Raw genomic sequence first — 19267 nt, 5'->3', positions numbered from 1 at the left:
AAACTCTTGTACTACATACTGTCCAAGAAGCGTGGACTATGGCAAACAAAAGGAGAAAAGGATTCAGCCCTGACAGCACTTCTCCTTCATGTTCGCGGGCAGAATCTCCTTGAAGCCCGTATACTTCCAGAGGGCCTTCGGGAGCTTGACGATTCCTTCCTCTGTCTGGTGGTTCTCGAGTATGGCGACGATTGCCCTCGAAGTCGCTATCGCCGTTGAATTCAGCGTGTGGACGAACTTCGGCTTCTCGTGGGTCTTGTCGCGGAAGCGGATGTTCAAGCGCCTCGCCTGCCAGTCGGTGCAGTTGCTGGCAGAGACAACCTCCCTGAACTTGCCCTGGCCCGCCATCCAGGCCTCGATGTCGTACTTTTTAGCTGCAACGTAACCCAAATCGCCGGTGCAGATGTTGACGACGCGGTAGGGAATCTCAAGCTCCTGGAATATCTCCTCGGCGTTGGCTATGATTTTCTCGTGCCACTCCCAGCTCTCCTCCGGGCGGGAATAGACGAACTGCTCGACCTTGTGGAACTGGTGCACCCTGAATATTCCCTTGGTGTCTTTTCCAGCCGTTCCGGCCTCTTTCCTGAAGCACGGGCTAACGCCGACGTAGAGGAGGGGCAAATCTTTTCCGTCGAGGATTTCGTTGGCGTGCATGCCCGCTAGCGGGTGCTCCGCCGTCGGAATCAGGTAGAGGTCTTCGCCTTCGACCTTGTATATAACGTCCTCGAAGTCATCGAAGGTGGTAGCGCCTTCCTCGACGAACCTGCGCACCATGTAAGGTGGAATCACAGGCGTGAAGCCCTTCTCGATTAGCTTGTCGAGGGCGAAGCGGATTAAGGCCAAGTCCAGTATGACCAGCTCGTTGAGGAGGTAGTAGAAGCGCGAACCGCTCACCTTCGCAGCCCTCTCGAGGTCTGCTCCCCTCAAAAGCTCGAGCATGTCAACGTGAAGCCTCGGTCTCCAGCTCAGGAGCTCGTACTCCATCTTTCCAAGGCTCTGCTCCTTGAAGGTCTCGAGGAAGCCTTCCCAGACCTTGGCCTTGCCCCAGAACCTAATCGGCACGTTGTCCTCGTCGCTTTCACCAACCGGAACGCTCTCGTGGGTGATGTTGGGCAAACGCCACAGGTAGTAGTCTATTTTCTTCCTCAGCTCTTCAACTTCCCTCTCGAGTTCCTCAATCTGCTTCACTATCTCGTTGCTCCTCGCGAGGAGCTCTTCTACCGGCTCTCCAGCCTTCTTGCGCTTTCCTATCTGTACAGCCAGCTGGTTGCGCTCCTTCCTGAGCTGGTTGATTTTCTTCAGGTTCTCGCGCCACTTCCTGTCGAGTTCGAGGATTTCGTCAATCCATTTGACCTTCTCGGTTTCGCCCCTCTTGAGGAGGTCCTTCTTCACCAGCTCGGGCTTTTCGCGGATGAGCTTTATGTCGAGCATAGCCAACACCTAAGAATGAGAAACGAGGGGGCGTTAAAAAAGATTTTGATGGGGCTTCATCCGAAGAACGTGACCTCGACTTCCTCCCCCGCCTCGAGTATCTCCACGTTCTCCGGAACCTCGATGAAGCCGTCCGCATCGATGAAGCTCGTAACGGCACCGCTCCCCTTGAGTATCGGAACGGCCTTTTCGCCCTCAATCCTCACCGGGAGGAACTGCCTCCTGCCCTTCACCGAGAAGACCTTGTGGGCGAGCCTCTTCCTGACCTTTCTGACCTCGCTTTCCCTCCCGATGAGCCTTCTGAGGAGGGGAGCCACGAGCAGGGTGAAGTTTGTCAGACAGCTCGTCGGATAGCCGGGGAGGCCGAAGACGGGCTTTCCATCGATCTCGCCGATTATTGTGGGTTTGCCCGGCTGAATCGCTATGCCGTGCACGTGAACCCTGCCTAGACGTTCTATCGTGGAGCTCGTCAGGTCCCTCATCCCTCCGCTCGCGCCGCCGCTGAGGACGACGATATCGCAGCTCGCGACCCCGTTGAGTATCATCTCCGCGAGGGCCTTCGGATCGTCGCCGGAAACGCCGAGGAAGCAGGCCTCACCGCCGAGCTCCCTCACGGCGTCTGCTATCGCCCTCCCGTTTATGTCGTATATCTGCCCGGGTTTGAGCTCGTTTCCGGGGAGAGTTACCTCGTTTCCCGTGCTTATCACGGCAACCTTCGGTTTTCTGAAGAGGGGAACCTCCGCAAGACCAACCGCGGACAGGAGTGCGGTCTCTTTGAACCCGAGCCTCGTGCCCCTCTTTAGGAGCAGTTTGCCGGAGGGGATGTCGGTTCCCCTCTTCATGACGCCGAGTCCCGGGTAGGCTGGCTTGTAGATGAGAATCTCGTCTCCAACGCGATCGACGTCCTCGAACTGTATCACCGCGTCGGCCCCCTCGGGCAGGGGAGCGCCCGTTGAAATGTAAACGGCCAGGCCCTTCTCGATCCTGAGCTTGGGTTCCTCGCCGGCGTGAACCTCCCCGATGACCCTCAGCCTGACCGGTTCGCTTTCGCTCGCCATGAACGTGTCCTCAGCCCGAACCGCGTATCCATCGACTGTGGCGCGGTCGAAGGGCGGAACGTCTATCGGGGAGAGAACGTCCTTTGCCAGAACCCTGCCGAGGGCCTCGCTGAGGGGGACTGTCTCCACTTCGGGTTCAAGCCGGAAGGAGTTGATAACCTCCAAGGCCTCCTCCAGTGAAACGACCTTAAGGAACGCCATGCAACCACCGGAGAAAGTCCGAAAAGGCGTATAAATGGGTTTTGTTAAACGGGAACGTTAAAACTGGCGGACCGGCGGGGCTTCGAACCCCGGACCTGCGGCTTAGGAGGCCGCCGCCCTATCCTGGCTAGGCTACCGGTCCACTGCCCGCTATCTCCTTTAGCGGTGGGTATTTAAAGTTTACGGTGCATTAAGCTGGGGGATGGGTATGGACGAGCTCGACCTCAAGATACTTCAGCTCCTTCAGAGAAACGCTAGGCTCTCCTATCGCGAAATAGCGAGGGAACTCAACGTCGCCGTCGGGACTGTCTACAACAGGATAAAGCGGATGGAGGAAAACGGCGTTATCAGGGGCTTCTGCGTGGCCATCGACTACGAGAAAGTCGGCTTTGGCCTGACCGCGGTGATAGGGATAAAGGCGAGGGGACGGGAAATCGTGAGGATAGAGCGCGAAATCGCGAAGAATCCGAGGGTCATGCAGGTTTACGATGTGACTGGGGAGTACGACATAATCGCGGTGGCGAAGTTCCGGGACAGGGCGGACATGAACAGGTTCGTTAAGTGGCTGCTCTCCCTCGAGGGAGTTGAAAAGACGAACACGAGCGTCGTCATGGACGTGGCCAAGGAGGACTTCACCATAAGCCTTGAGGCTCTATCTGAGGAGTAAGACCGAATCAACGGCTTCAAGGAACCTCTTGGCAAAGTCCTCAAAGGTCTCTGCCGGAAGGACGACCTCAACGCCGTTGACCTTTCCCTTGAAGACGTACTTTCTCGCCTTTATCTCTTCTATGGCCTTGAAGTCCGGGTTTTCATCTATCGTGGCGTTTAGAACGACCGCGAACTCGTCCTCTGAGACCGGGAGAATTACGCCCTCTATCGTCAAGTTCTTTCCGCACTCCTCCTCGGAACAGTTAAATTTAAAGGGCCGGCCGGGTTCGGCCTCGACCGGTATGCTCAGCCCCTCAACGTTGTACAGCATGAACTTCATGGCCCTACCTCTCGAGGGTTATGACGCTCTCCACGGGTATGCCGTGCTCCTCCCCGAACCTCTTCGCGGTTTCGCCAACGCTGACCAGGAAGACCATGCCCACGGGCCTTGCCCCCGCCTGAAGGGCGAGCTCAAGGAGTGCCCTCTGGGTTTCCCCGCTCCTCACGACGTCGTCCACGATGAGAACCCTGTCCCCTTTGCTGAGGGCCCACGAGGGCAGATAAAGCGTTGTAACGCTTCCAGAGGCGCTTGGAACGTAGCTAACTTCGTAGAACTTCTCAACTCCGACTTCCTTTTTCTTCTTGGCGTACACGACGTCAACGCCGAGCTGTCTGCCGATGTGGACGGCGAAGGGTATGCCATCGGTCGCCGCAGTCAGGATCTTGTCAGGGTTCAGCTCTGAGAGCCTGCCGGCCAGCTCCTCGGAGAGGAGGGTCATGAGCGACGTATCGCTCAAAACCGCCATCGTGTCGAAGAATCCCCTGCTGTCGAACTTGAGCCTCTTCCTGACCTCTGCCCTGAGATCTATGTAGGGACTGAGGAGTTCGATGAGGGCCTTGGTTCTCTCGGTGCTTGGGAGCACCTTTCCGCGGACGTACCGGTTCAGCACCGTTATCGGCAGTCCGGTTATCTTCGAGAGCTCCTCGTAGGTGTAGCTCTTTTTGAGGAGCCTGAGCATGTTAACGAGCCTGATCTTCTCCTGCACTGACTTCAACTGTGTCATGCACTCACCCCCGGTGGCCACTGATTAACAAAAAAATGTATAAATAGGTTTCGGTTGCTCAGCTCTCCTCGAGCTTTCTCCGGTACTCCTCGAAGAGCCATCCGTACTCGCGGAGGAGAAAACTGCCGTCAACCGGCTCGCCGTCGGGGTGATTTATCCCGGGGCAGAAGGAGTCCTCTTTGATGTACACCTCCATTTTGGCCCCGTGTTTGATGAAGACGAAGGGGTACAGCCTGCACGCCATGGGTCTGTTGGGGTATATCCTGCATTTCTTCGTCTCGGGGTCGAGAAAAACGCAACCGCCGTCGAAGGGCCTCTTTTTGAGGGCGTAGCCGAGGAACTTGTCGCCGCGGTAGAACATCTTTTCGTAGTCCACGAACTCCCAGGCACTGTATCCTAGCTCCTCAATCGCCTCAACGTCCTCATCTCTCAGGGGGATCTCGAGCTCGTAGCAGCAGCGCCCGCAGTTCTCGACGCATTTGAACTTCACGGGATTGACTAACTCGACGTTCAAAGTTAAAAGATCGACCGTGGCCACCAGGGTTTTTCTGACTTCGGTGGCCACGATCCCACCTCAGCCCTCTTTTAGGCCGTAGGTGCTCGCGATCAGCGTCTCGGTCAGCTCTATCTCCCTGACCTTCCTGAGAACCTCGTCGTGGAACCTGTCGAGGTCCTCTATCGTGTCGGCCTCGACCCTCAGGATCAGGTCGTACTCCCCGTAGACCCTGTATATCTCCTTGACCTTGGGGTGGTCCTTCAGCTTCTCGTAGACCTTCTCCTCCGTACCGGGCCTCGCGACAACGAGAATTATCGCCTCCATCTTCTTCATATCCCCAGCCCTCCAAAGTTGAACTTCTTGGCCATCTTTGCTAACTTTCTTTTGTCCAGGTTCTTAAACATTTTTCGCATCTGGTTGTACTGTGCCAAAAGTTCTCTCACCTCGCGCGTTGACGTTCCCGAACCCCTTGCGATTCTCTTTATCCTGGAGTAGTTTATTATGTCCGGGTTCTCGAGTTCCTCCTCCGTCATGGAGTCCATTATGATGCGGTAGCGCCTGAGCTTCTCCTCCCCAACCCTTATGGCGTCGTCGGGGAGGGAGTAACCGAGGCCGGGTATCATCTGGAGTATCTGCTTCAGCGGGCCCATCTTCTGCATCGCCTCAAGCTGGGCGTACATGTCCTTCAGGTTGAACTTGCCCCTGAGGAACTTCTCGACGTCCTCCTCCTTGAACTCCTGCTCCTTCTGGAGTTCCTCGATCTTCTCGAGAAGGCCCTGAATGTCACCAAGGCCGAGAAGCCTGGAAACGAACCTCTTCGGGTCGAAGGGCTCGAGATCGTCTATCTTCTCGCCGACGCCTATGAACTTTATCGGCGCCCCCGTGGCTGCCACTGCTGAAAGTGCCCCTCCGCCCTTGGCCGAACCGTCGAGCTTCGTGACGATTATCGAGCCTATCGGAGTGGCCTCCTTGAAGGCGAGGGCCTGATGGTAAGCCTGCTGGCCTATCGTTCCGTCGATGACCAGGATGACCTCATGGGGCTTAATGGCCTCGCTTATCTGCTTCATCTCCTCTATGAGCCCGGATTCTTCCTTGTGCCTTCCTGCTGTATCGACGATTATGACGTCCACGCCCTTCTCCCGAAAGTGCTCAACGCCTTCTCTGGCGAGCTTTATGGCGTCTTTCTCGTTGGGATCGCCGAAGACCTCTATGTTGTAGGGCTCGACCAGCTGCTTGAGCTGGTAGTAGGCGCCGGGACGCCAGGTGTCGGTGCACACGAGACCTACCTTGTAGCCCCTCTTCTGAAGGTGCCGGGCGAGCTTTGCTATCGTCGTCGTTTTACCGGATCCCTGGATTCCAACGGTGAGCAGTATCGTTGGTTTTTCCCTGATCTCCAGGGGGACCGCTTCCTTTCCAAGGAACTTCGTGAGCTCTTCGTAGACTATTTTGACCACGTGCTCCCTCGGGCTAACGCCTGCGGGAGGCTTCTCGTTGAGGGCCCTCTCCTGTATCCTTTTCGTCAGTTGCAGAACAAGCCTTACGTTAACGTCGGACTGAATGAGGGCCCTCTGGATGTCCCTAACGACCTCCCTTATGAGCGCTTCATCGACAGTGCTCGATCTCGCCAGCTTTCTCAGGGCACTGTTTAGGGCCTTGCCGAGCTTTTCAAGTGCCATGTTCACCCCTCCTGAATCAAAGACGCCCGGGAGTTAATAACCCTTGTGCCCGGCCAGGGGAGTTATAACGTCGATTGTCGAAACCCTGTTTAACGATTGTCTTTCCGAAATCTTTTTATACTTAAAGGTTGTAGATAACAACGGTGATGCGTTATGGCGACCGTTATTAGAAAGAACCCTGCTCTCTTCCTGAGGGAGCTCAGGGAGTACTACGACGACGTCTGGAAGATGCCGGGAAGCGAGTACCTCAAGGATCCGGACTTCCTCGTCGTTGACCAGAAAACCGGCAAAAAGGCCAAGGTCAGCTTTGTCGTCCTCGACGACGGAGAGACGGTCAGCGTCGTTTACGATGACATGAGTTGAACTTTCGTTGTTTGAGGCTTTTCCAATAAGTCCCTTTGAATTCGCAAGGATTAAATATTGGAACGCTCTTTTATAGTATTGGTGGGTTTTATGCAAAAAAGGACGCAAACGGGGATTGGCGAGGAGGTTCTGAAAATAGCCGAAACGATCCCCGATCCCTACGTCAGAACCCTCACGCTCGCGAGACTCGGTTACCTTCTGAGCAAAAGCGAACCCAAGGCGTCCGTGAAGGCGTTTAAGCTTGCCGTTTCTTCCCTCGATTACATAGACGATCCCGTGCTCATACTCAGGGCTATAGTTTCCACCTCCAGGTACCTTCGCATGGCTGGAGTGAAGGAGCTATCGGAGAGCATGCTTCACAGGGCCTACGAGGGAGCGCTGCTGCTCAGGGGAAGGGTCAAGGATTCCCTCCTCGTGGATATCATACGGGAATCGATGCGGGCTGGAAAGAAAAGGGACGCCATACTCTACGCCACCGACATAGAGGATGAGAGCCTGAGAAACAGACTGCTCCTTGAGATAGTGAGGAGCCTCGTTCAAGAGGGAGACGTTCAGATGGCGAGAAAGGTTCTCAACGTATTCTCCAGTGAACCCGAGAGATCTCAGGCCATCGTTGAGGTGATAAGGGGGCATCTGGCCAGGGAAGAGTTTGCGAGCGTGCTCTCGCTTCTCCCTATGATAGAGAACGAGTACTGGCTTGAAACGGCTCTCGAGGAAACCGCGAAGAGCCTGAGGGATTCCGGAGTACCTAAGGCAACCTACGAGAAGTTCGTCGAGGCTGCCAAGGAGCTCTCGGAAAGGCTGGGGAAGGACCTCCTGAGGGCCTTTCTGACGGGTCTCGTGGAGGGAGGCGATGTACTCGGGGCCGCGGAGATACTGAACTCGGTAACCGGCAACAGGGGAGGCATAGCCTCTTACCTTTCGAAACTGCTCATTGACAGGCCCCGTGAGCTTGAAGCCTTCCTGAGTTCAATCCGTCTGAGCCCTGAGGAATTCGATGGGGTTGCCAAGGCCACCTTAGACGCCCTGCTTGAGAGAAAGCCCTCTCCCGAATACAGGAACATCGTGGAGTTCCTGGGGCGAAAAGCCGAGAACGAGAGGGTTCTGGTGAAGGTTGCGACGTATCTCGCCAAGATCGGGGACTTCGAAACCGCCGAGGAGTTCGGAAGGGCGATAGACGATCCCTACCTGAGGTCCTTGGCCTTTGGGGCGATAGCACTCGAAAAGCTCAGGAGGGGAGACATAGACGGGGCGATAGATGCCGTTAAAAACGTTCCCGACATTGAGTGGGGCTCGTGGCTCATGGGCGAAATACTCGTTAAAATCCTTGAGGGCTCCCTGGGGGAGCACCCGGAGCGGGAGCTGGAGAGAAAGGCCGAGCTTCACCGGAGGAGCAGAGGGGGATCTTGAGAAGTCTAAAGTTTTAAACCCTCGCGCCGTTCTATCATCTACAGCCCTTAGGGAGGAATGGCCATGGTCAGGATAGCTATTATTGGAGGCTCCGGAGTCTACGACCCCAAACTGCTTGAGAACGTAAGGGAGGAAACCGTTGAGACCCCCTACGGAACGGTAAGGGTCAAGATAGGAACGTACAAGGGCGAGGAGATAGCGTTCCTGCCGAGGCACGGGGAGAAGCACAGCGTTCCGCCCCACAAGATAAACTACCACGCCAACATCTGGGCGCTCCACGAGCTCGGTGTTGAAAGGATTCTGGCAACTTCGGCCGTTGGTTCGCTCAACCTTGACATGAAGCCCGGCGACTTCGTAATCCTCGACCAGCTCATGGACTTCACGAAGACGAGGCACTACACCTTCTACGACGGTGAGGACAGCCCCCACGACAGGAAGTTCGTCGCCCACGTGGATTTCACCGACCCCTACTGTCCCGAGCTCAGGAAGGCCCTCATCACCGCCTCCAAGGAGCTCGGCTTCACCTACCACCCGACGGGAACCTACGCCTGCATGGAGGGACCGCGCTTTGAGACGAGGGCAGAGATAAGGGCGCTCAAGATACTCGGCGCCGACGTCGTTGGCATGACTCAGTGCCCGGAAGCTGTTCTCGCGAGGGAGCTTGAGATGTGCTACGCGAGCGTTGCCATAGTCACCAACTACGCCGCGGGAATCAGCAGGGAGAAACTCACCCACACCGAGGTCGTCGAGCTCATGGCGAAGAAGGGCGAGGAGATAAAGCTCCTCCTCATGAAGGCAGTGGAGCACATTCCCAAGGAGCGTCGCTGTCCGTGCAAGGATGCCCTCAAGGGCGCAACGGGCGAGTGATGTTCTCTTCCCTTCATTTCTCCCCCGAAAAGTGCTTACGTTGGGAACCGGAAGTTAAAGAAAGTGTTTAATAGTAGGTCGGCCTAATTCTTCCGGTGATGCGAATGAGGTACGACGTCGTGATTATCGGAGCCTCTGCAGGAGGTATCACAACTGCTATCTCGGCCAAGAAGTTCTACCCCGACAGGAGCGTCCTCGTCATCAAGAGGGAAAAGGTGGGCATGATTCCCTGTGGAATTCCCTACATCTTCGGAACCCTGAAGAGCGTTGACGATGACGTACTGCCGGTTGAGAAGTTCCTGGAGCCCCTCGGCGTCGATATCCTGACGGACGAGGTTACCGACATCGACCCGAAGAGGAAGGTCGTCAGGACCAAGTCCGGGAAGGAGATAGCCTGGGAGAAGCTGGTCTTGGCGACGGGCTCGAAGCCTGCAAAGCCGGACTTTCCGGGCGTTGACCTCGATGGGATATACACCGTTCCCAAGGACTACGAGTACCTCAAGAAGCTCCGCGAGAGGGTTGAGGAAGCCGAGAAAATCGTCATCGTCGGCGGTGGCTTCATAGCCCTTGAAGTTGGCGACGAGATAAGGAAGCTCGGCAAGGACGTGACTCTGGTCGTCAGGAGCAGGCTTCTGAGGGGCTCCTTTGACCCGGAGTTTAGCGAGATGATTGAGGAGAGGCTGAAGGAAGCCGGAATAAACATTGCCTACGAGCAGGTTGAGGGCTTTGCCGGGAACGGGAAGGTGGAGAAGGTTAGGCTCCTTGACGGAAGGGAAATCCCTGCCGATTTGGTAATCCTCTCCACCGGTTACAGGCCCAACGTCGAGCTGGCAGTTAAGGCCGGCCTCAAGGTTACTCGCTACGGGGTCTGGACCGACGAGTACATGAGAACCTCTCACCCCGACATCTTCGCGGTTGGAGACTGCGTGGAGCACAGGGACTTCTTCACGGGCAAGCCCTACCAGCTCATGCTTGCCTCAACGGCCACCTTCGAGGCGAGGATTGCAGGGGCGAATCTCTTCAAGCTCCAGATTGTCAGGGAGAACAGGAGGACGATAGGTGCCTACTCAACCCACATTGCCGGCCTCACCCTCGCCGCGGCCGGTTTGACGGAAGAGCAGGCAAAGAGGGAAGGATTCGAGGTCATCGTGGGCTACGGCAAGGGCCCGGACAGGCACCCGGCGAAGTTCCCGGACACCTCGATGGTAACTGTCAAGCTCATCTTCTCCCGCGACAGGGGTGCGATACTCGGGGCCCAGATAGCTGGTGGCAAAAGCGTCGGAGAGATGATAAACATCCTTGCCTTGGCCATACAGAAGAGGCTCACGGCGAGCGAGCTCTACACCCTCCAGATAGCGACCCATCCGCTCCTTACGGCCTCGCCCGTCGGTTACCAGATACTCCAGGCGGCCGAAGATGCACTGGCGAAGCTGAGAACGTGATTTTTGGCTTCTTTTTGAATTTCAATTTTGTGAGAAGAATCGACCCTTGGTCAAACTCTGCGGGACTTTTGTCCCTTGCGTCAAGCGTTACTTAAAACAGTTTCAACTTTGCTTTTGGCATCCAAAGGACGCCGTTTAAAGATTGAAACACTCACAAGCAAGCTTTTGGAAAAGTTTGACCAAAAGTTAGTAGCTCCTCGCTAAGGGCCCCAATAAAATTGATTTTACTCACAAAATCGCTCTTTCCAACTAGAGACCACAAAAACAGCACCCTACAAGAGGGTTTGCTCTCCCTTGACGCCCTTCGGGCGTCGATTCTAAAAGTAAACCTCTGCAAAAAGGAGCAATTGGAAGGGTTCTCACACTCAAGACGACAAGTCAATGAGAAAATCACCCGAAATATCGCTTTCCAAAAGGAGCTACCAGCTTTGATGAAACTTTGCGAAGGCAAAGTTTCGATGGCGCCCCGGCGGGGATTTGAACCCCGGACCTCGAGGTCCGCAGCCTCGCGCCCTATCCAGACTAGGCCACCGGGGCACTGCCCGCTAACCCTTCTCGTGAACGCTTTATAAATTTAATCCCTCACCTCATGTAGGCCATGACGTAGAGTTCGCAGGGGAAGTCTTTCTCGGTCAGCTTAACCCCCCTGATTTTCGTCTTTCCCTTGTCGTCTGGAAAGTGCCAGGTGGCCGATTTCCCGTTGCACAGTCTAACGTGGACCTCCCGGATCTTGTTCTCGTCACCGTTGGCGTAGACCCACACCTTGTACCTGTTGCTATCTGGATAGTAATGGAGGTTCACGGAGACGTAGAAGTCGCAGTTTTTCGTGGCTTTACAGCCCTCCGGATACCTGTAGACAACCCAGGTCACCGGGTGATCGTAGCCGGGCTTTTCGGGGGAGAGCTCGGGGTCTATGTAGGCTATTCCCGTTATTGGGGTCCCCTTGGATGCGGGCAGGGTGTACTTAACTGCAACCGCAATGACGATGAGTGCAGCAACGGCCATCAGCAGGTATTCAAGGGAACCTTGGGCCCTCTTCACGTATTCCACCAACGTAAATTGTTCCCCCTCTGAAAAAGCTTTACCGAAAGATTTATAAATCCACCAAGATTGAGTATTAACCGGGCCTGTGCGGTGGTAGTCTAGCCTGGCTAGGACAGCGGCCTGCCACGCCGCTGGCCCGGGTTCAAATCCCGGCCACCGCACCAGCTTTTTCGCGGGTTCACTCTTTCAAATGCAATTTTGAAAGTTCGTGCTTTAAACGGCTATTTTCTGTGAAGTCCCTTTAGGGTGTTTTTCAATGGGTTCCGTCCCCGAAACGTTTAAATACCTTGAGGTTTTTAGTTCCTTTAGGTAAGAAAAACGGGAGGTGGTAGCATGGTGTACGTGGCTGTTTTGGCGAACATAAACGGAAACCTTCCAGCCCTGGCGAAGGCTCTTGAAAAGATTGAGGCCCTTAAGGAGGAAGGTTATGAGATCGAGAAGTACTACGTTCTTGGAAACGTGGTCGGCCTCTTCCCGTACCCGAGGGAGGTTCTCGACACGCTCGACGACCTCATCAGGAACAACGTCGTCAAGGTCATCCGAGGTGAGTTCGACCAGGTCATAGCGGCCAGCGACCCGCACGCCGAGGGCCCGGACTACATAGACAACCTTGAGTACCCGCCCTACATCAAGAAGGCCCTGAAGTACACATGGGAGAAGCTCGGCCACGAGGGCAGGGAGTTCATCAGGGATCTGCCGATTTACCTCGTGGATAAGATAGGAAAGAACGATATCTTTGGCGTTTACGGAAGCCCGCTCAACCCCTTCGGCGGACAGGTTCTTCCCGACCAGCCGACCAGCTACTATGAGGCCATAATGAGGCCCGTCAAGGACTACGAGATACTCTTTGTGGCATCACCTAAGTACCCGGTCAACGCGAGAACGAGGTACGGAAGGGTTATCTGCCCCGGAAGCATCGGCTATCCACCCGGCAAGAACCACAAGGCAACCTTTGCCCTGGTTGACGTTGACACGCTCCACGCCAAGTTCATCGAGGTTGACTACGAAAAGGAGAAGCGGCTCGTTGAGGAGAAAATCAAAAGGGAAGGTCTCCCGGAGGAGCTCATCAAGATTCTGTACAGGGGGAAGGTTTGATCTTTCTTTATCCTTTCTGGAACCCCAGGTAGAAACCGGCAACGAAGGCTCCCGTTCCCGGAAGGAGTCCGAGGACTTTCTGACCCAGGCTAACCACCTGAGAGGTAACGCTTCCGGTCAAGTTGAAGAGTTTGTCGGTGTTTATCGTTATAACGCCCTTCTGCTGGAGCCAGAACAGGCTTAGGACGTAGGCTCCGATTATTGTCATCACGATTTTCATGAACTTTTTGAGGGCGTAGCCCGTTATAAAGCCCGTTATCCCCCCAACGCCGAGATCACCGATCATTCCGTTTAGATCGAACTGCATGCTCACCACCACCCAAAATTAGGAGATCGGGATTAAAATAGTTTTCTGGCCCAAAACTTTAAATTATATCGGCCTGAAATATTTAGTAAGGATGAACTAACCGGGTGAGACCATGCCCAGTCCAATGGAAAGATTGCGGGATAAGATCACCAAGGAAGTCCTGTGGCTCTACATACTCAAGCTTCTCAGGGAAAGACCCATGTATGCGTACGAGCTGAAGCAGGAGATAAAGAAGGCCTTTGGCTTTGAACCCGCCACCGTGAGCTCGTACGTTGTTCTGTACAAGCTTGAGAAGGACGGCTACGTAAAGGCGAAATGGCAGGAGGGCCTGAGCGGCAAGCCTTCCAGGAAATACTACGAGCTAACGCCCCAGGGGGAGAAGCTTCTCGAAGAGGGGCTGGCCTTCCTTGAGGAGACCCTCTCAAAGCTCAAAGGAAATCCAAAGAAAGGGTGAAACGGAGTAAAATTTTCTTGATAAAAATTTTGAAACGGGGCGTCAGCGGCCGCCACCGCGCGGCTCCCTGGCCTTTGGTCTAAGCCCCTTATAGCCGCATTTTCTGCACTTCTTGGCGCCCCAGGGGTTTGTGGCGCCGCAGCGCATGCAGATAAGCTTTCTGAAGATTCTTGCCTCAGCCTCTGGGAATCTCGCCATCTCGACCACCTCAATGATCTTGAACTGAACTTTCATCCAGCGCGGAATTTTTAAACCTTTGGTGCGGGGGACGGGATTTGAACCCGCGAAGCCCTGCGGCACCGGATCTTAAGTCCGGCCCCTTTGGCCAGGCTCGGGCACCCCCGCGCGAGGGGAATAAAGGGAGGAGGAGTTAAAAACCTTCCCCTCAGGTTCTGATGATCCTCATCTCGAAGTCCTCAACAGGGACCTTGAAATCTTCCCTGTTCTCGATTTCCTTCCTGTTGTAGAGTATTTCCCTCGCGAGTATCCAGTAGATGAGCGCTAAAGCCTTTCTACCCTTGTTGTTCGTCGGAATCGCGAGATCAACGTAGCTGAGGAAGTTCTCGGTATCGACGAGGGCAACTATGGGTATGCCAACCTCGATCGCTTCCTTCATCGCCTGGTGGTCGGCCCTCGGGTCGGTGACTATGATGACGTCCGGCTCGAAGAAGTTCTTGACCTGCGGGTTGGTCATGGTTCCCGGGAGGAAACGGCCCGGAATCGTCCTGGCCCCTGTAACCTCACCGAACTTCTTGACCGGCTTCTGGCCGTAGAGCCTGACGCTGACAGCGAGGATGCTCTCCGGGTCGAACTTGGCCAGGAACTTGCCCGCTATCCTGAGCCTCTCGTCGGTCTTCCTGACGTCGAGGACGTAGAGGCCGTCCTGCCTGACGCGGTAGATGAACTTCTTCATGTCCTGGGTCTTCTGCTGGGTTCCTATGTGGACACCAGCCGCGAGGTACTGATCAAGTGGGACGAGATATTCCTCCATCCTTCACACCTCCGGTTATTCCTCAAACGTTATCAACCTACCCCTTTCGCCGAGGTCCTCGGCAATGCGGTTGAGTTCGTTCATCTTGGCCACCGAGTCCTTCCCCAGGATCATAGCCGGGCACTTCAGGCCCACGGCCAGGTGGGGAAGGGCCTCGTCGGCCGATTCGTATCTGGCCTCCGCCAGAATGGGAGTTATGCGCTCTGATTTAACATCGTTCACGAGGTTGTAGAGGTCTGTGAGAGTGCCGAGGTTTATAGGCTTTATGGAGAGGGCGTTGTAATAGCGCCTGTCTATGATCCCCTTCTCCCGGAACAGGTGCTCCCCATCGATGAAAACCCCGTGCGTTCCGGCTATGAGTTCGAGGAAGAGCTCCTCGCTCCCAACGGGCTTGACGTAGGCAACGTTGTTGTCCTCGACGAGGTTCAATAGCTCTTCAGTTTCGACCTCGGATTTCAGTGCGATGCCCAGGGAAACCTCAAGACCTAGCTCTTTGCCCGCTTTCTCGGTTGCCTCTGACAGCGCCTCCAGGGATATCGCTTCCGTTGCCTCGAGAACTTTGTTGGCGGCGTCCACCACGTCCGTTATCTCCATTATGTCGCGGACGAGCACGTAGTACTCGAACGTTTCATCCTCGGCAAAGGCGAGGATCGGAACGGGCAGCTCGGTCGTAAACGTTCCGCCGATGTAACTGTAAAGGGGAAGCCTCTTAACGCTCGCGGCGGCTTTGGCAACGGCGATCGAAACGGCCAGGGCAGTGTTTGCACCGATGTGGCTGAAATCATCGGTTCCGTCGATCTCCCAGAGGTAGCTGTCTATCAGTTCCTGCTCGCTGGCATCGAAGCCTATGAGCTCCGGCCCGATTATCTCATCGACTTCACTCACGGCACGGTGCGCCTCGGCTATGTAAAGGTGGGGATCCTCGTCAATCGGGGCGGCGAATCTGCCAAAGCCCGAGCTGGTTATGACGTCAACCTCAACGGAATACCTGCCGCCCCTGAGCACGGCCACCCTGCCGATAACGTTCTCTATGATCGTCATCTTCCATCAGCTCGGTCTGATTACTGTGATCGGGATTATCCCTTTCTCGAACTCTATTATCGCGGCCTGCAGTGGAGTCGAACCCTCCGGCACGTCCACCAGGACTGGGGCACCGAGCGCGATCTGGAGAGCCCTCGCCCCGATGATGCGGGCCTTTTCAAAGCGGGTGTACCTAAACATTACCCCCTCCCTCCAAACGTCCTCTGCAAATTTTGGTGGGGCCGCCGGGATTTGAACCCGGGTCTCCGGCACCCCAAGCCGGGAGGATAGACCAAGCTACCCCACGGCCCCCCAAGAATTGCGGTTTTTAGTAGACTTTATAAACCATTACCTGGTCGATGAGCTCCACGTGGCTCAGCAGGGTTCTCCTGCAGCAGTACCTCTCGACGCCGAGGTCGTCGAGGACCTTGCCAGGGTCTTCCCCGGCCTCAACCCTCTTCTTGAACTCGTAGTACTTGTCCGCCAGCACCTTTCCGCAGGTGAAGCACCTGACGGGGACTATCATTTTCCTAACACCTCAAATTGTTAAAGGGAAGGCATCAACGGTATGACTTCTGCCTTTTCGCTCTTGGACCCTTGGTAGAGCGGTTGGGCTTGTGGGGCTCGGTTCTCCTGCTGTCGCCAACGAGCATAGTTCTGTCGTACTTCATAAACTTTTCCTTCAGGTTCATGTCGTTGGTCCACTCGACAAGCGCGCGGGCAATGGCGACGCGCGCGGCCTCGGCCTGGCCCATGAAGCCTCCGCCCTCGACCTTGACGTCGATGTCAACCTTGCTGACTATCTCCTCTCCAGCCAAGATGAGCGGTTCCATGATGGTGAAGCGCGCTATCTCGGGCTCGATTATCTCGACGGGCTTGTGGTTGATCCTAACCCTTCCCTTTCCTTCCCTTATGGTGGCCCTCGCTATAGCGGTTTTCCTCTTTCCAGCAGTCTGGATGACCCTCATCTTTCTCACCTCAGAACTTTCCACCGAGGAACTTCGCCACTTCACCAACGGTAACGTACTTCGGCGTGGCAAGCCTCGACATGTGGGCCTCGCTTATGGTCTCAAGCTCCTTACCCTCGAACTCCTTGGGAACGCCGACGTAGACCTTGAGCCTCCTGAAGGCCTTCCTTCCGCGGTCAGTCTTCCAGGGGAGCATGCCCCTGACGGTTCTCCTGACTATCTCGTCGCTCCTCTTCGGATAGAAGGGACCCCTCCTCGGGTTGGTCCTGGTTCTGAGCTCGGTCCTCTGCTTGTACTTGGCGAAGATGTCCTCGCGGTTTCCGGTGATGATGGCCTTCTCGGCGTTGACTATGACGACCTCTTCGCCCTCGAGGAGCATCTTGGCAACCTTCGAGGCGAGCCTTCCGAGTATGAGTCCTTCAGCGTTAATAATCCTCATGGCCCATCACTCCATTATGATTACTCCACTACCCTTCGGGTTTCTCTCCATAAGCTCCTCGATGGTTATGACCTCTCCACCGGCTTCGACTATCTTCCTCTTGGCGGTCTCGCTGAACTTCCATGCCGCAACGGTGACCTTGTGCTCGAGCTTTCCTGCACCGAGGACACTCCCCGGAACGATGACGGTGTCGCCCTCCTTGGTGTAGCGGTTTATCTTGCTGACGTTGACTTCAGCCCTCTGCCTCCTCGGCCTCTCAAGCCTCCACGCGATGTCCTTCCAGATCTTAACCCCTTCCTCGTTCGACTTCTTCCTGAGTGCCCGAATGAGCCTTCTCAGGTTGATATCGGTTGGACCGGTTCTCTTGACCATGAACATACCTCCTCAACGCTCTCGCAGGGAAACCGACAGCGGATGGGGTGAGCGTGAAACTGATGCGGGGGCGGGGATTTGAACCCCGGAACCCCTGCGGGAGTGGATCTTGAGTCCACCGCCTTTGACCAGGCTCGGCAACCCCCGCGTCAGTCGGCTAATTTATGGAGTTCGTTTATAAATCTATCGCTCTTCCTCATGAGTATCTTGAGCGCTATGCTCACGATTTCCTCAACGGGGAGCTCTCCGTTCGTTTCCACGGTAAAGACGAACGCCCCGGGTATTATCTCTTCCCTGATCTTGTCGCCCTCATACTCCTCGAACTTTCTTGGGAGGTAGAAGGCTTTGGTGGTCTTTATGACTATCTCGTCCTCCTTCTCCTCCACCGGCAATCCGCGCCTCTCGGCGAGCTCCTTGAGCTCTTCCCAGTCGGGAACCTCTTTGCTCACGTGTATCTCGGTGAGGTACTTGTAGTAAACGAAGCCCGGCTGCCACTTGGCGTGGTCTTTACCGCGGCCGAGCCTGGCGTAAGCGTTGAATGTGAGCTTCTGCCCCTCGGCGAGCTTGACTATTGGAATGTTGGGGTTGGCGGGCTTTACGCCTTCGTCATCACTTTTGAGGTCGCCCGAATACACCATGCCTGGTCCTTCCGCCTGGAGTGAGAGGGTAACGGTGTAGTCGTCGAGATCGAGCGAATCGAGGGAGAACCTCTCGACGGGGGTTGTGAGGGGGATCATGGCCAATCTGTGGGCGATTATCTCATCGAAGAGCGCCGAATCGTTCTCAAAGAACTCGACCTCATCAACGGCGAAGGTGGGGACCTCTGCGAGAATCGTCCTCCTCAGGGCGTTTGCAAAGGGTACATCAACTCCCCGCAGGATGAACTTGATGGCGTCCCCACGCCTTTCAAGAATTTCAAACTTCGGCTCCATTGGCATCACCAAAAAAGGAAGTTGTGGAGGTCAGACGCGCCTACCGCGCCTACCGCCCTTGGGCCTGGTTCCGTCGTGCGGTATCGGGGTGACGTCCTCCACCCTGCCGATTCTGAGGCCGGCCCTGGCGAGAGCTCTAATTGCCGCTTGAGCACCAGGTCCAGGGCTCTTGCTCTTGCTTCCTCCCGGGGCGCGGACCTTTATGTGGACGCCGACGAAGCCCTTCTCCATGGCCTCTTCGGCGGCCCTTCTGGCGGCTATCATCGCCGCGTACGGCGAGGGCTCGTCCCTGTCGGCCTTGACGACCATACCACCGCTCCATCTGCTTACAGTCTCTGCACCGGTTATGTCGGTGATGTGGATGATGGTGTTGTTGTAGGAGGAGTAGATGTGGGCAACTCCCCACTTCTCCTTCTTCTTGAGGTTAACCTGTCCCTCGGTCATGCCTCACCACCCTGCTTGGCCTGTTCAATAACCATCCTCTCGGGGTGAGATTCCTTGGCGAAGGGTGAGTTCTTGGCGTAGGTGATGGTGTCCTCCTCCTCGCGGAGCACGAGGTAGCCCGGTGAGCGGATTATCTGGCCGTTGACCTCGATGTGGCCGTGGACTATGAGCTGCCTGGCCTGCCTTATGGTCCTCGCGAGTCCCTTCTTGTAGACGAGGGTCTGGAGTCTTCTCTCAAGGACGTCCTCGACGGTGAGCGAGAGAACGTCATCGAGCACGGCATCGGCCGGGAGGAGGCCGAGCCTGTGGAGCCTCTGGAGGAGCTGCTGTCTCTCGATCTCGGCCTGCTTGCCTCTCGCTGCGAGAAGCCTCCTCGCCCTACGCCTGAACTCTTTGAGCTGGGTCTCGTGGCGCCAGAGCTCCTTCTTGTTCTTGAGGGCGTACTTCCTCTTCAGAACCCTCTCGCGGTCGAGCCTCTCCTTAATCCAGGGGTGAGATGGAGTCTCGTACTTCTTTCTCTGCTTCTTCGGGTCTCCCATTTACAC

27 protein-coding genes and 6 tRNA genes are annotated in these 19267 nt (G+C 55.7%); 8 read left to right on the top strand and 25 right to left on the bottom strand.

Translation table 11 applies throughout. The features are described from left to right. Window positions 1-63: 63 nt before the first annotated feature. The 3 genes from serS to TAM4_RS06605 form a co-directional block, all read right to left on the bottom strand. Window positions 64-1431 carry a serine--tRNA ligase gene (gene serS, locus TAM4_RS06615; protein WP_014122466.1) on the bottom strand — a complete coding sequence of 456 codons (1368 nt, stop codon included), beginning with the start codon at window positions 1429-1431 and terminating at the stop codon, window positions 64-66. 56 nt (window positions 1432-1487) lie between these two features. Beyond that, window positions 1488-2690, bottom strand: a complete 1203-nt coding sequence (gene glp, locus TAM4_RS06610) for a gephyrin-like molybdotransferase Glp (protein ID WP_014122465.1) — start codon at window positions 2688-2690, stop codon at window positions 1488-1490. 64 nt (window positions 2691-2754) lie between these two features. Next, a tRNA-Arg gene (locus tag TAM4_RS06605) sits at window positions 2755-2832 on the bottom strand. 66 nt (window positions 2833-2898) lie between these two features. On the opposite strand from TAM4_RS06605, the gene TAM4_RS06600 reads away from it, so the two are divergent. Beyond that, entirely contained in the window at window positions 2899-3357 is a 459-nt protein-coding gene (locus TAM4_RS06600; RefSeq protein WP_014122464.1) for an Lrp/AsnC family transcriptional regulator, read from the top strand. On the opposite strand, the gene TAM4_RS06595 is transcribed toward TAM4_RS06600, so the two are convergent. From TAM4_RS06595 to TAM4_RS06575, 5 genes are read right to left on the bottom strand one after another with little or no spacing between them, the layout of a single operon-like run. Further along, a complete protein-coding gene (locus TAM4_RS06595; protein ID WP_014122463.1) occupies window positions 3343-3678 on the bottom strand; it encodes a hypothetical protein in 336 nt (111 codons plus the stop codon). The two genes, TAM4_RS06600 and TAM4_RS06595, sit on opposite strands and share 15 nt — an antisense overlap. 4 nt (window positions 3679-3682) lie before the next feature. Next, the gene (locus TAM4_RS06590; RefSeq protein WP_014122462.1) at window positions 3683-4402 is read right to left on the bottom strand and encodes a phosphoribosyltransferase family protein; all 720 of its coding nucleotides are present in this window, start codon (window positions 4400-4402) and stop codon (window positions 3683-3685) included. A 58-nt stretch (window positions 4403-4460) separates the two neighbouring features. After that, window positions 4461-4967, bottom strand: a complete 507-nt coding sequence (locus TAM4_RS06585) for a YkgJ family cysteine cluster protein (RefSeq protein WP_014122461.1) — start codon at window positions 4965-4967, stop codon at window positions 4461-4463. Window positions 4968-4976: 9 nt separating this feature from the next. Further along, the gene (locus TAM4_RS06580; RefSeq protein ID WP_014122460.1) at window positions 4977-5231 is read right to left on the bottom strand and encodes an Lrp/AsnC family transcriptional regulator; all 255 of its coding nucleotides are present in this window, start codon (window positions 5229-5231) and stop codon (window positions 4977-4979) included. Next, the gene (locus TAM4_RS06575; RefSeq protein ID WP_014122459.1) at window positions 5228-6574 is read right to left on the bottom strand and encodes a signal recognition particle protein Srp54; all 1347 of its coding nucleotides are present in this window, start codon (window positions 6572-6574) and stop codon (window positions 5228-5230) included. Before TAM4_RS06575 ends, TAM4_RS06580 begins: the two co-directional genes overlap by 4 nt. Before the next feature lie 153 nt (window positions 6575-6727). On the opposite strand from TAM4_RS06575, the gene TAM4_RS06570 reads away from it, so the two are divergent. The 4 genes from TAM4_RS06570 (at window position 6728) to TAM4_RS06555 (ending at window position 10656) form a co-directional block, all read left to right on the top strand. After that, window positions 6728-6937, top strand: coding sequence for a hypothetical protein (locus TAM4_RS06570; RefSeq protein WP_014122458.1), 210 nt, complete (start codon window positions 6728-6730; stop codon window positions 6935-6937). A 90-nt stretch (window positions 6938-7027) separates the two neighbouring features. Further along, the gene (locus TAM4_RS06565; RefSeq protein ID WP_014122457.1) at window positions 7028-8347 is read left to right on the top strand and encodes a hypothetical protein; all 1320 of its coding nucleotides are present in this window, start codon (window positions 7028-7030) and stop codon (window positions 8345-8347) included. 63 nt (window positions 8348-8410) lie between these two features. After that, entirely contained in the window at window positions 8411-9214 is an 804-nt protein-coding gene (gene mtnP / locus TAM4_RS06560; protein ID WP_014122456.1) for an S-methyl-5'-thioadenosine phosphorylase, read from the top strand. A gap of 98 nt (window positions 9215-9312) precedes the next feature. Next, the gene (locus TAM4_RS06555) at window positions 9313-10656 is read left to right on the top strand and encodes an FAD-dependent oxidoreductase (protein WP_237702064.1); all 1344 of its coding nucleotides are present in this window, start codon (window positions 9313-9315) and stop codon (window positions 10654-10656) included. A gap of 459 nt (window positions 10657-11115) precedes the next feature. Here TAM4_RS06555 and TAM4_RS06550 read toward each other — a convergent pair. Then, window positions 11116-11193, bottom strand: a tRNA-Arg gene (locus TAM4_RS06550). A gap of 45 nt (window positions 11194-11238) precedes the next feature. Then, entirely contained in the window at window positions 11239-11697 is a 459-nt protein-coding gene (locus TAM4_RS06545; RefSeq protein WP_014122454.1) for a class III signal peptide-containing protein, read from the bottom strand. A gap of 90 nt (window positions 11698-11787) precedes the next feature. Between TAM4_RS06545 and TAM4_RS06540 the strand changes: the two genes are divergently transcribed. Together TAM4_RS06540 and TAM4_RS06535 are read left to right on the top strand one after the other, a co-directional pair. Beyond that, window positions 11788-11864 (top strand) — tRNA-Gly (locus tag TAM4_RS06540). Between the two features lie 169 nt (window positions 11865-12033). Further along, window positions 12034-12795, top strand: coding sequence for a metallophosphoesterase (locus TAM4_RS06535; RefSeq protein ID WP_048150179.1), 762 nt, complete (start codon window positions 12034-12036; stop codon window positions 12793-12795). A 7-nt stretch (window positions 12796-12802) separates the two neighbouring features. On the opposite strand, the gene TAM4_RS06530 is transcribed toward TAM4_RS06535, so the two are convergent. Then, a complete protein-coding gene (locus TAM4_RS06530; protein ID WP_014122452.1) occupies window positions 12803-13102 on the bottom strand; it encodes an FUN14 domain-containing protein in 300 nt (99 codons plus the stop codon). A gap of 112 nt (window positions 13103-13214) precedes the next feature. On the opposite strand from TAM4_RS06530, the gene TAM4_RS06525 reads away from it, so the two are divergent. Continuing rightward, complete coding sequence (locus TAM4_RS06525) at window positions 13215-13556, top strand: PadR family transcriptional regulator (RefSeq protein ID WP_014122451.1); 342 nt, start codon at window positions 13215-13217, stop codon at window positions 13554-13556. A gap of 42 nt (window positions 13557-13598) precedes the next feature. On the opposite strand, the gene TAM4_RS06520 is transcribed toward TAM4_RS06525, so the two are convergent. The 14 genes from TAM4_RS06520 to TAM4_RS06455 all read right to left on the bottom strand — a co-directional run bounded on the left by TAM4_RS06520 (window position 13599) and on the right by TAM4_RS06455 (window position 19261). Beyond that, window positions 13599-13754 carry a 50S ribosomal protein L40e gene (locus TAM4_RS06520; protein ID WP_014122450.1) on the bottom strand — a complete coding sequence of 52 codons (156 nt, stop codon included), beginning with the start codon at window positions 13752-13754 and terminating at the stop codon, window positions 13599-13601. A 59-nt stretch (window positions 13755-13813) separates the two neighbouring features. Continuing rightward, window positions 13814-13901: transfer RNA gene (locus TAM4_RS06515), tRNA-Leu, on the bottom strand. Window positions 13902-13941: 40 nt separating this feature from the next. Beyond that, a complete protein-coding gene (rpsB, locus tag TAM4_RS06510) occupies window positions 13942-14547 on the bottom strand; it encodes a 30S ribosomal protein S2 (RefSeq protein ID WP_014122449.1) in 606 nt (201 codons plus the stop codon). A 15-nt stretch (window positions 14548-14562) separates the two neighbouring features. Then, a complete protein-coding gene (locus TAM4_RS06505; protein ID WP_014122448.1) occupies window positions 14563-15588 on the bottom strand; it encodes a hypothetical protein in 1026 nt (341 codons plus the stop codon). A gap of 6 nt (window positions 15589-15594) precedes the next feature. Next, window positions 15595-15768, bottom strand: coding sequence for a DNA-directed RNA polymerase subunit K (locus TAM4_RS06500; RefSeq protein WP_014122447.1), 174 nt, complete (start codon window positions 15766-15768; stop codon window positions 15595-15597). 33 nt (window positions 15769-15801) lie between these two features. Continuing rightward, window positions 15802-15879: transfer RNA gene (locus tag TAM4_RS06495), tRNA-Pro, on the bottom strand. 16 nt (window positions 15880-15895) lie between these two features. Then, complete coding sequence (locus tag TAM4_RS06490) at window positions 15896-16093, bottom strand: DNA-directed RNA polymerase subunit N (RefSeq protein ID WP_011250450.1); 198 nt, start codon at window positions 16091-16093, stop codon at window positions 15896-15898. A gap of 34 nt (window positions 16094-16127) precedes the next feature. After that, window positions 16128-16535: a 30S ribosomal protein S9 gene (locus TAM4_RS06485; RefSeq protein WP_015859569.1), complete on the bottom strand. Its 408-nt coding sequence runs from the start codon at window positions 16533-16535 to the stop codon at window positions 16128-16130. A gap of 10 nt (window positions 16536-16545) precedes the next feature. After that, window positions 16546-16974 (bottom strand): 50S ribosomal protein L13, encoded by a 429-nt coding sequence (rplM, locus tag TAM4_RS06480; protein WP_014122445.1) that lies wholly within the window; start codon window positions 16972-16974, stop codon window positions 16546-16548. A gap of 6 nt (window positions 16975-16980) precedes the next feature. Further along, on the bottom strand, window positions 16981-17346 hold the full coding sequence (locus TAM4_RS06475; protein ID WP_014122444.1) for a 50S ribosomal protein L18e: 366 nt from the start codon (window positions 17344-17346) through the stop codon (window positions 16981-16983). 63 nt (window positions 17347-17409) lie between these two features. Beyond that, a tRNA-Leu gene (locus TAM4_RS06470) sits at window positions 17410-17494 on the bottom strand. Window position 17495: 1 nt separating this feature from the next. Further along, a complete protein-coding gene (locus TAM4_RS06465; RefSeq protein WP_014122443.1) occupies window positions 17496-18278 on the bottom strand; it encodes a DNA-directed RNA polymerase subunit D in 783 nt (260 codons plus the stop codon). A gap of 30 nt (window positions 18279-18308) precedes the next feature. Then, window positions 18309-18722 (bottom strand): 30S ribosomal protein S11, encoded by a 414-nt coding sequence (locus TAM4_RS06460; RefSeq protein ID WP_014122442.1) that lies wholly within the window; start codon window positions 18720-18722, stop codon window positions 18309-18311. After that, window positions 18719-19261: a 30S ribosomal protein S4 gene (locus TAM4_RS06455; RefSeq protein ID WP_014122441.1), complete on the bottom strand. Its 543-nt coding sequence runs from the start codon at window positions 19259-19261 to the stop codon at window positions 18719-18721. Before TAM4_RS06455 ends, TAM4_RS06460 begins: the two co-directional genes overlap by 4 nt. Window positions 19262-19267 lie beyond the last annotated feature (6 nt).

This window comes from Thermococcus sp. AM4, assembly GCF_000151205.2.
Taxonomy (GTDB): Archaea; Methanobacteriota_B; Thermococci; order Thermococcales; family Thermococcaceae; genus Thermococcus.
This window is presented reverse-complemented; position numbering and strand designations above follow the sequence as displayed.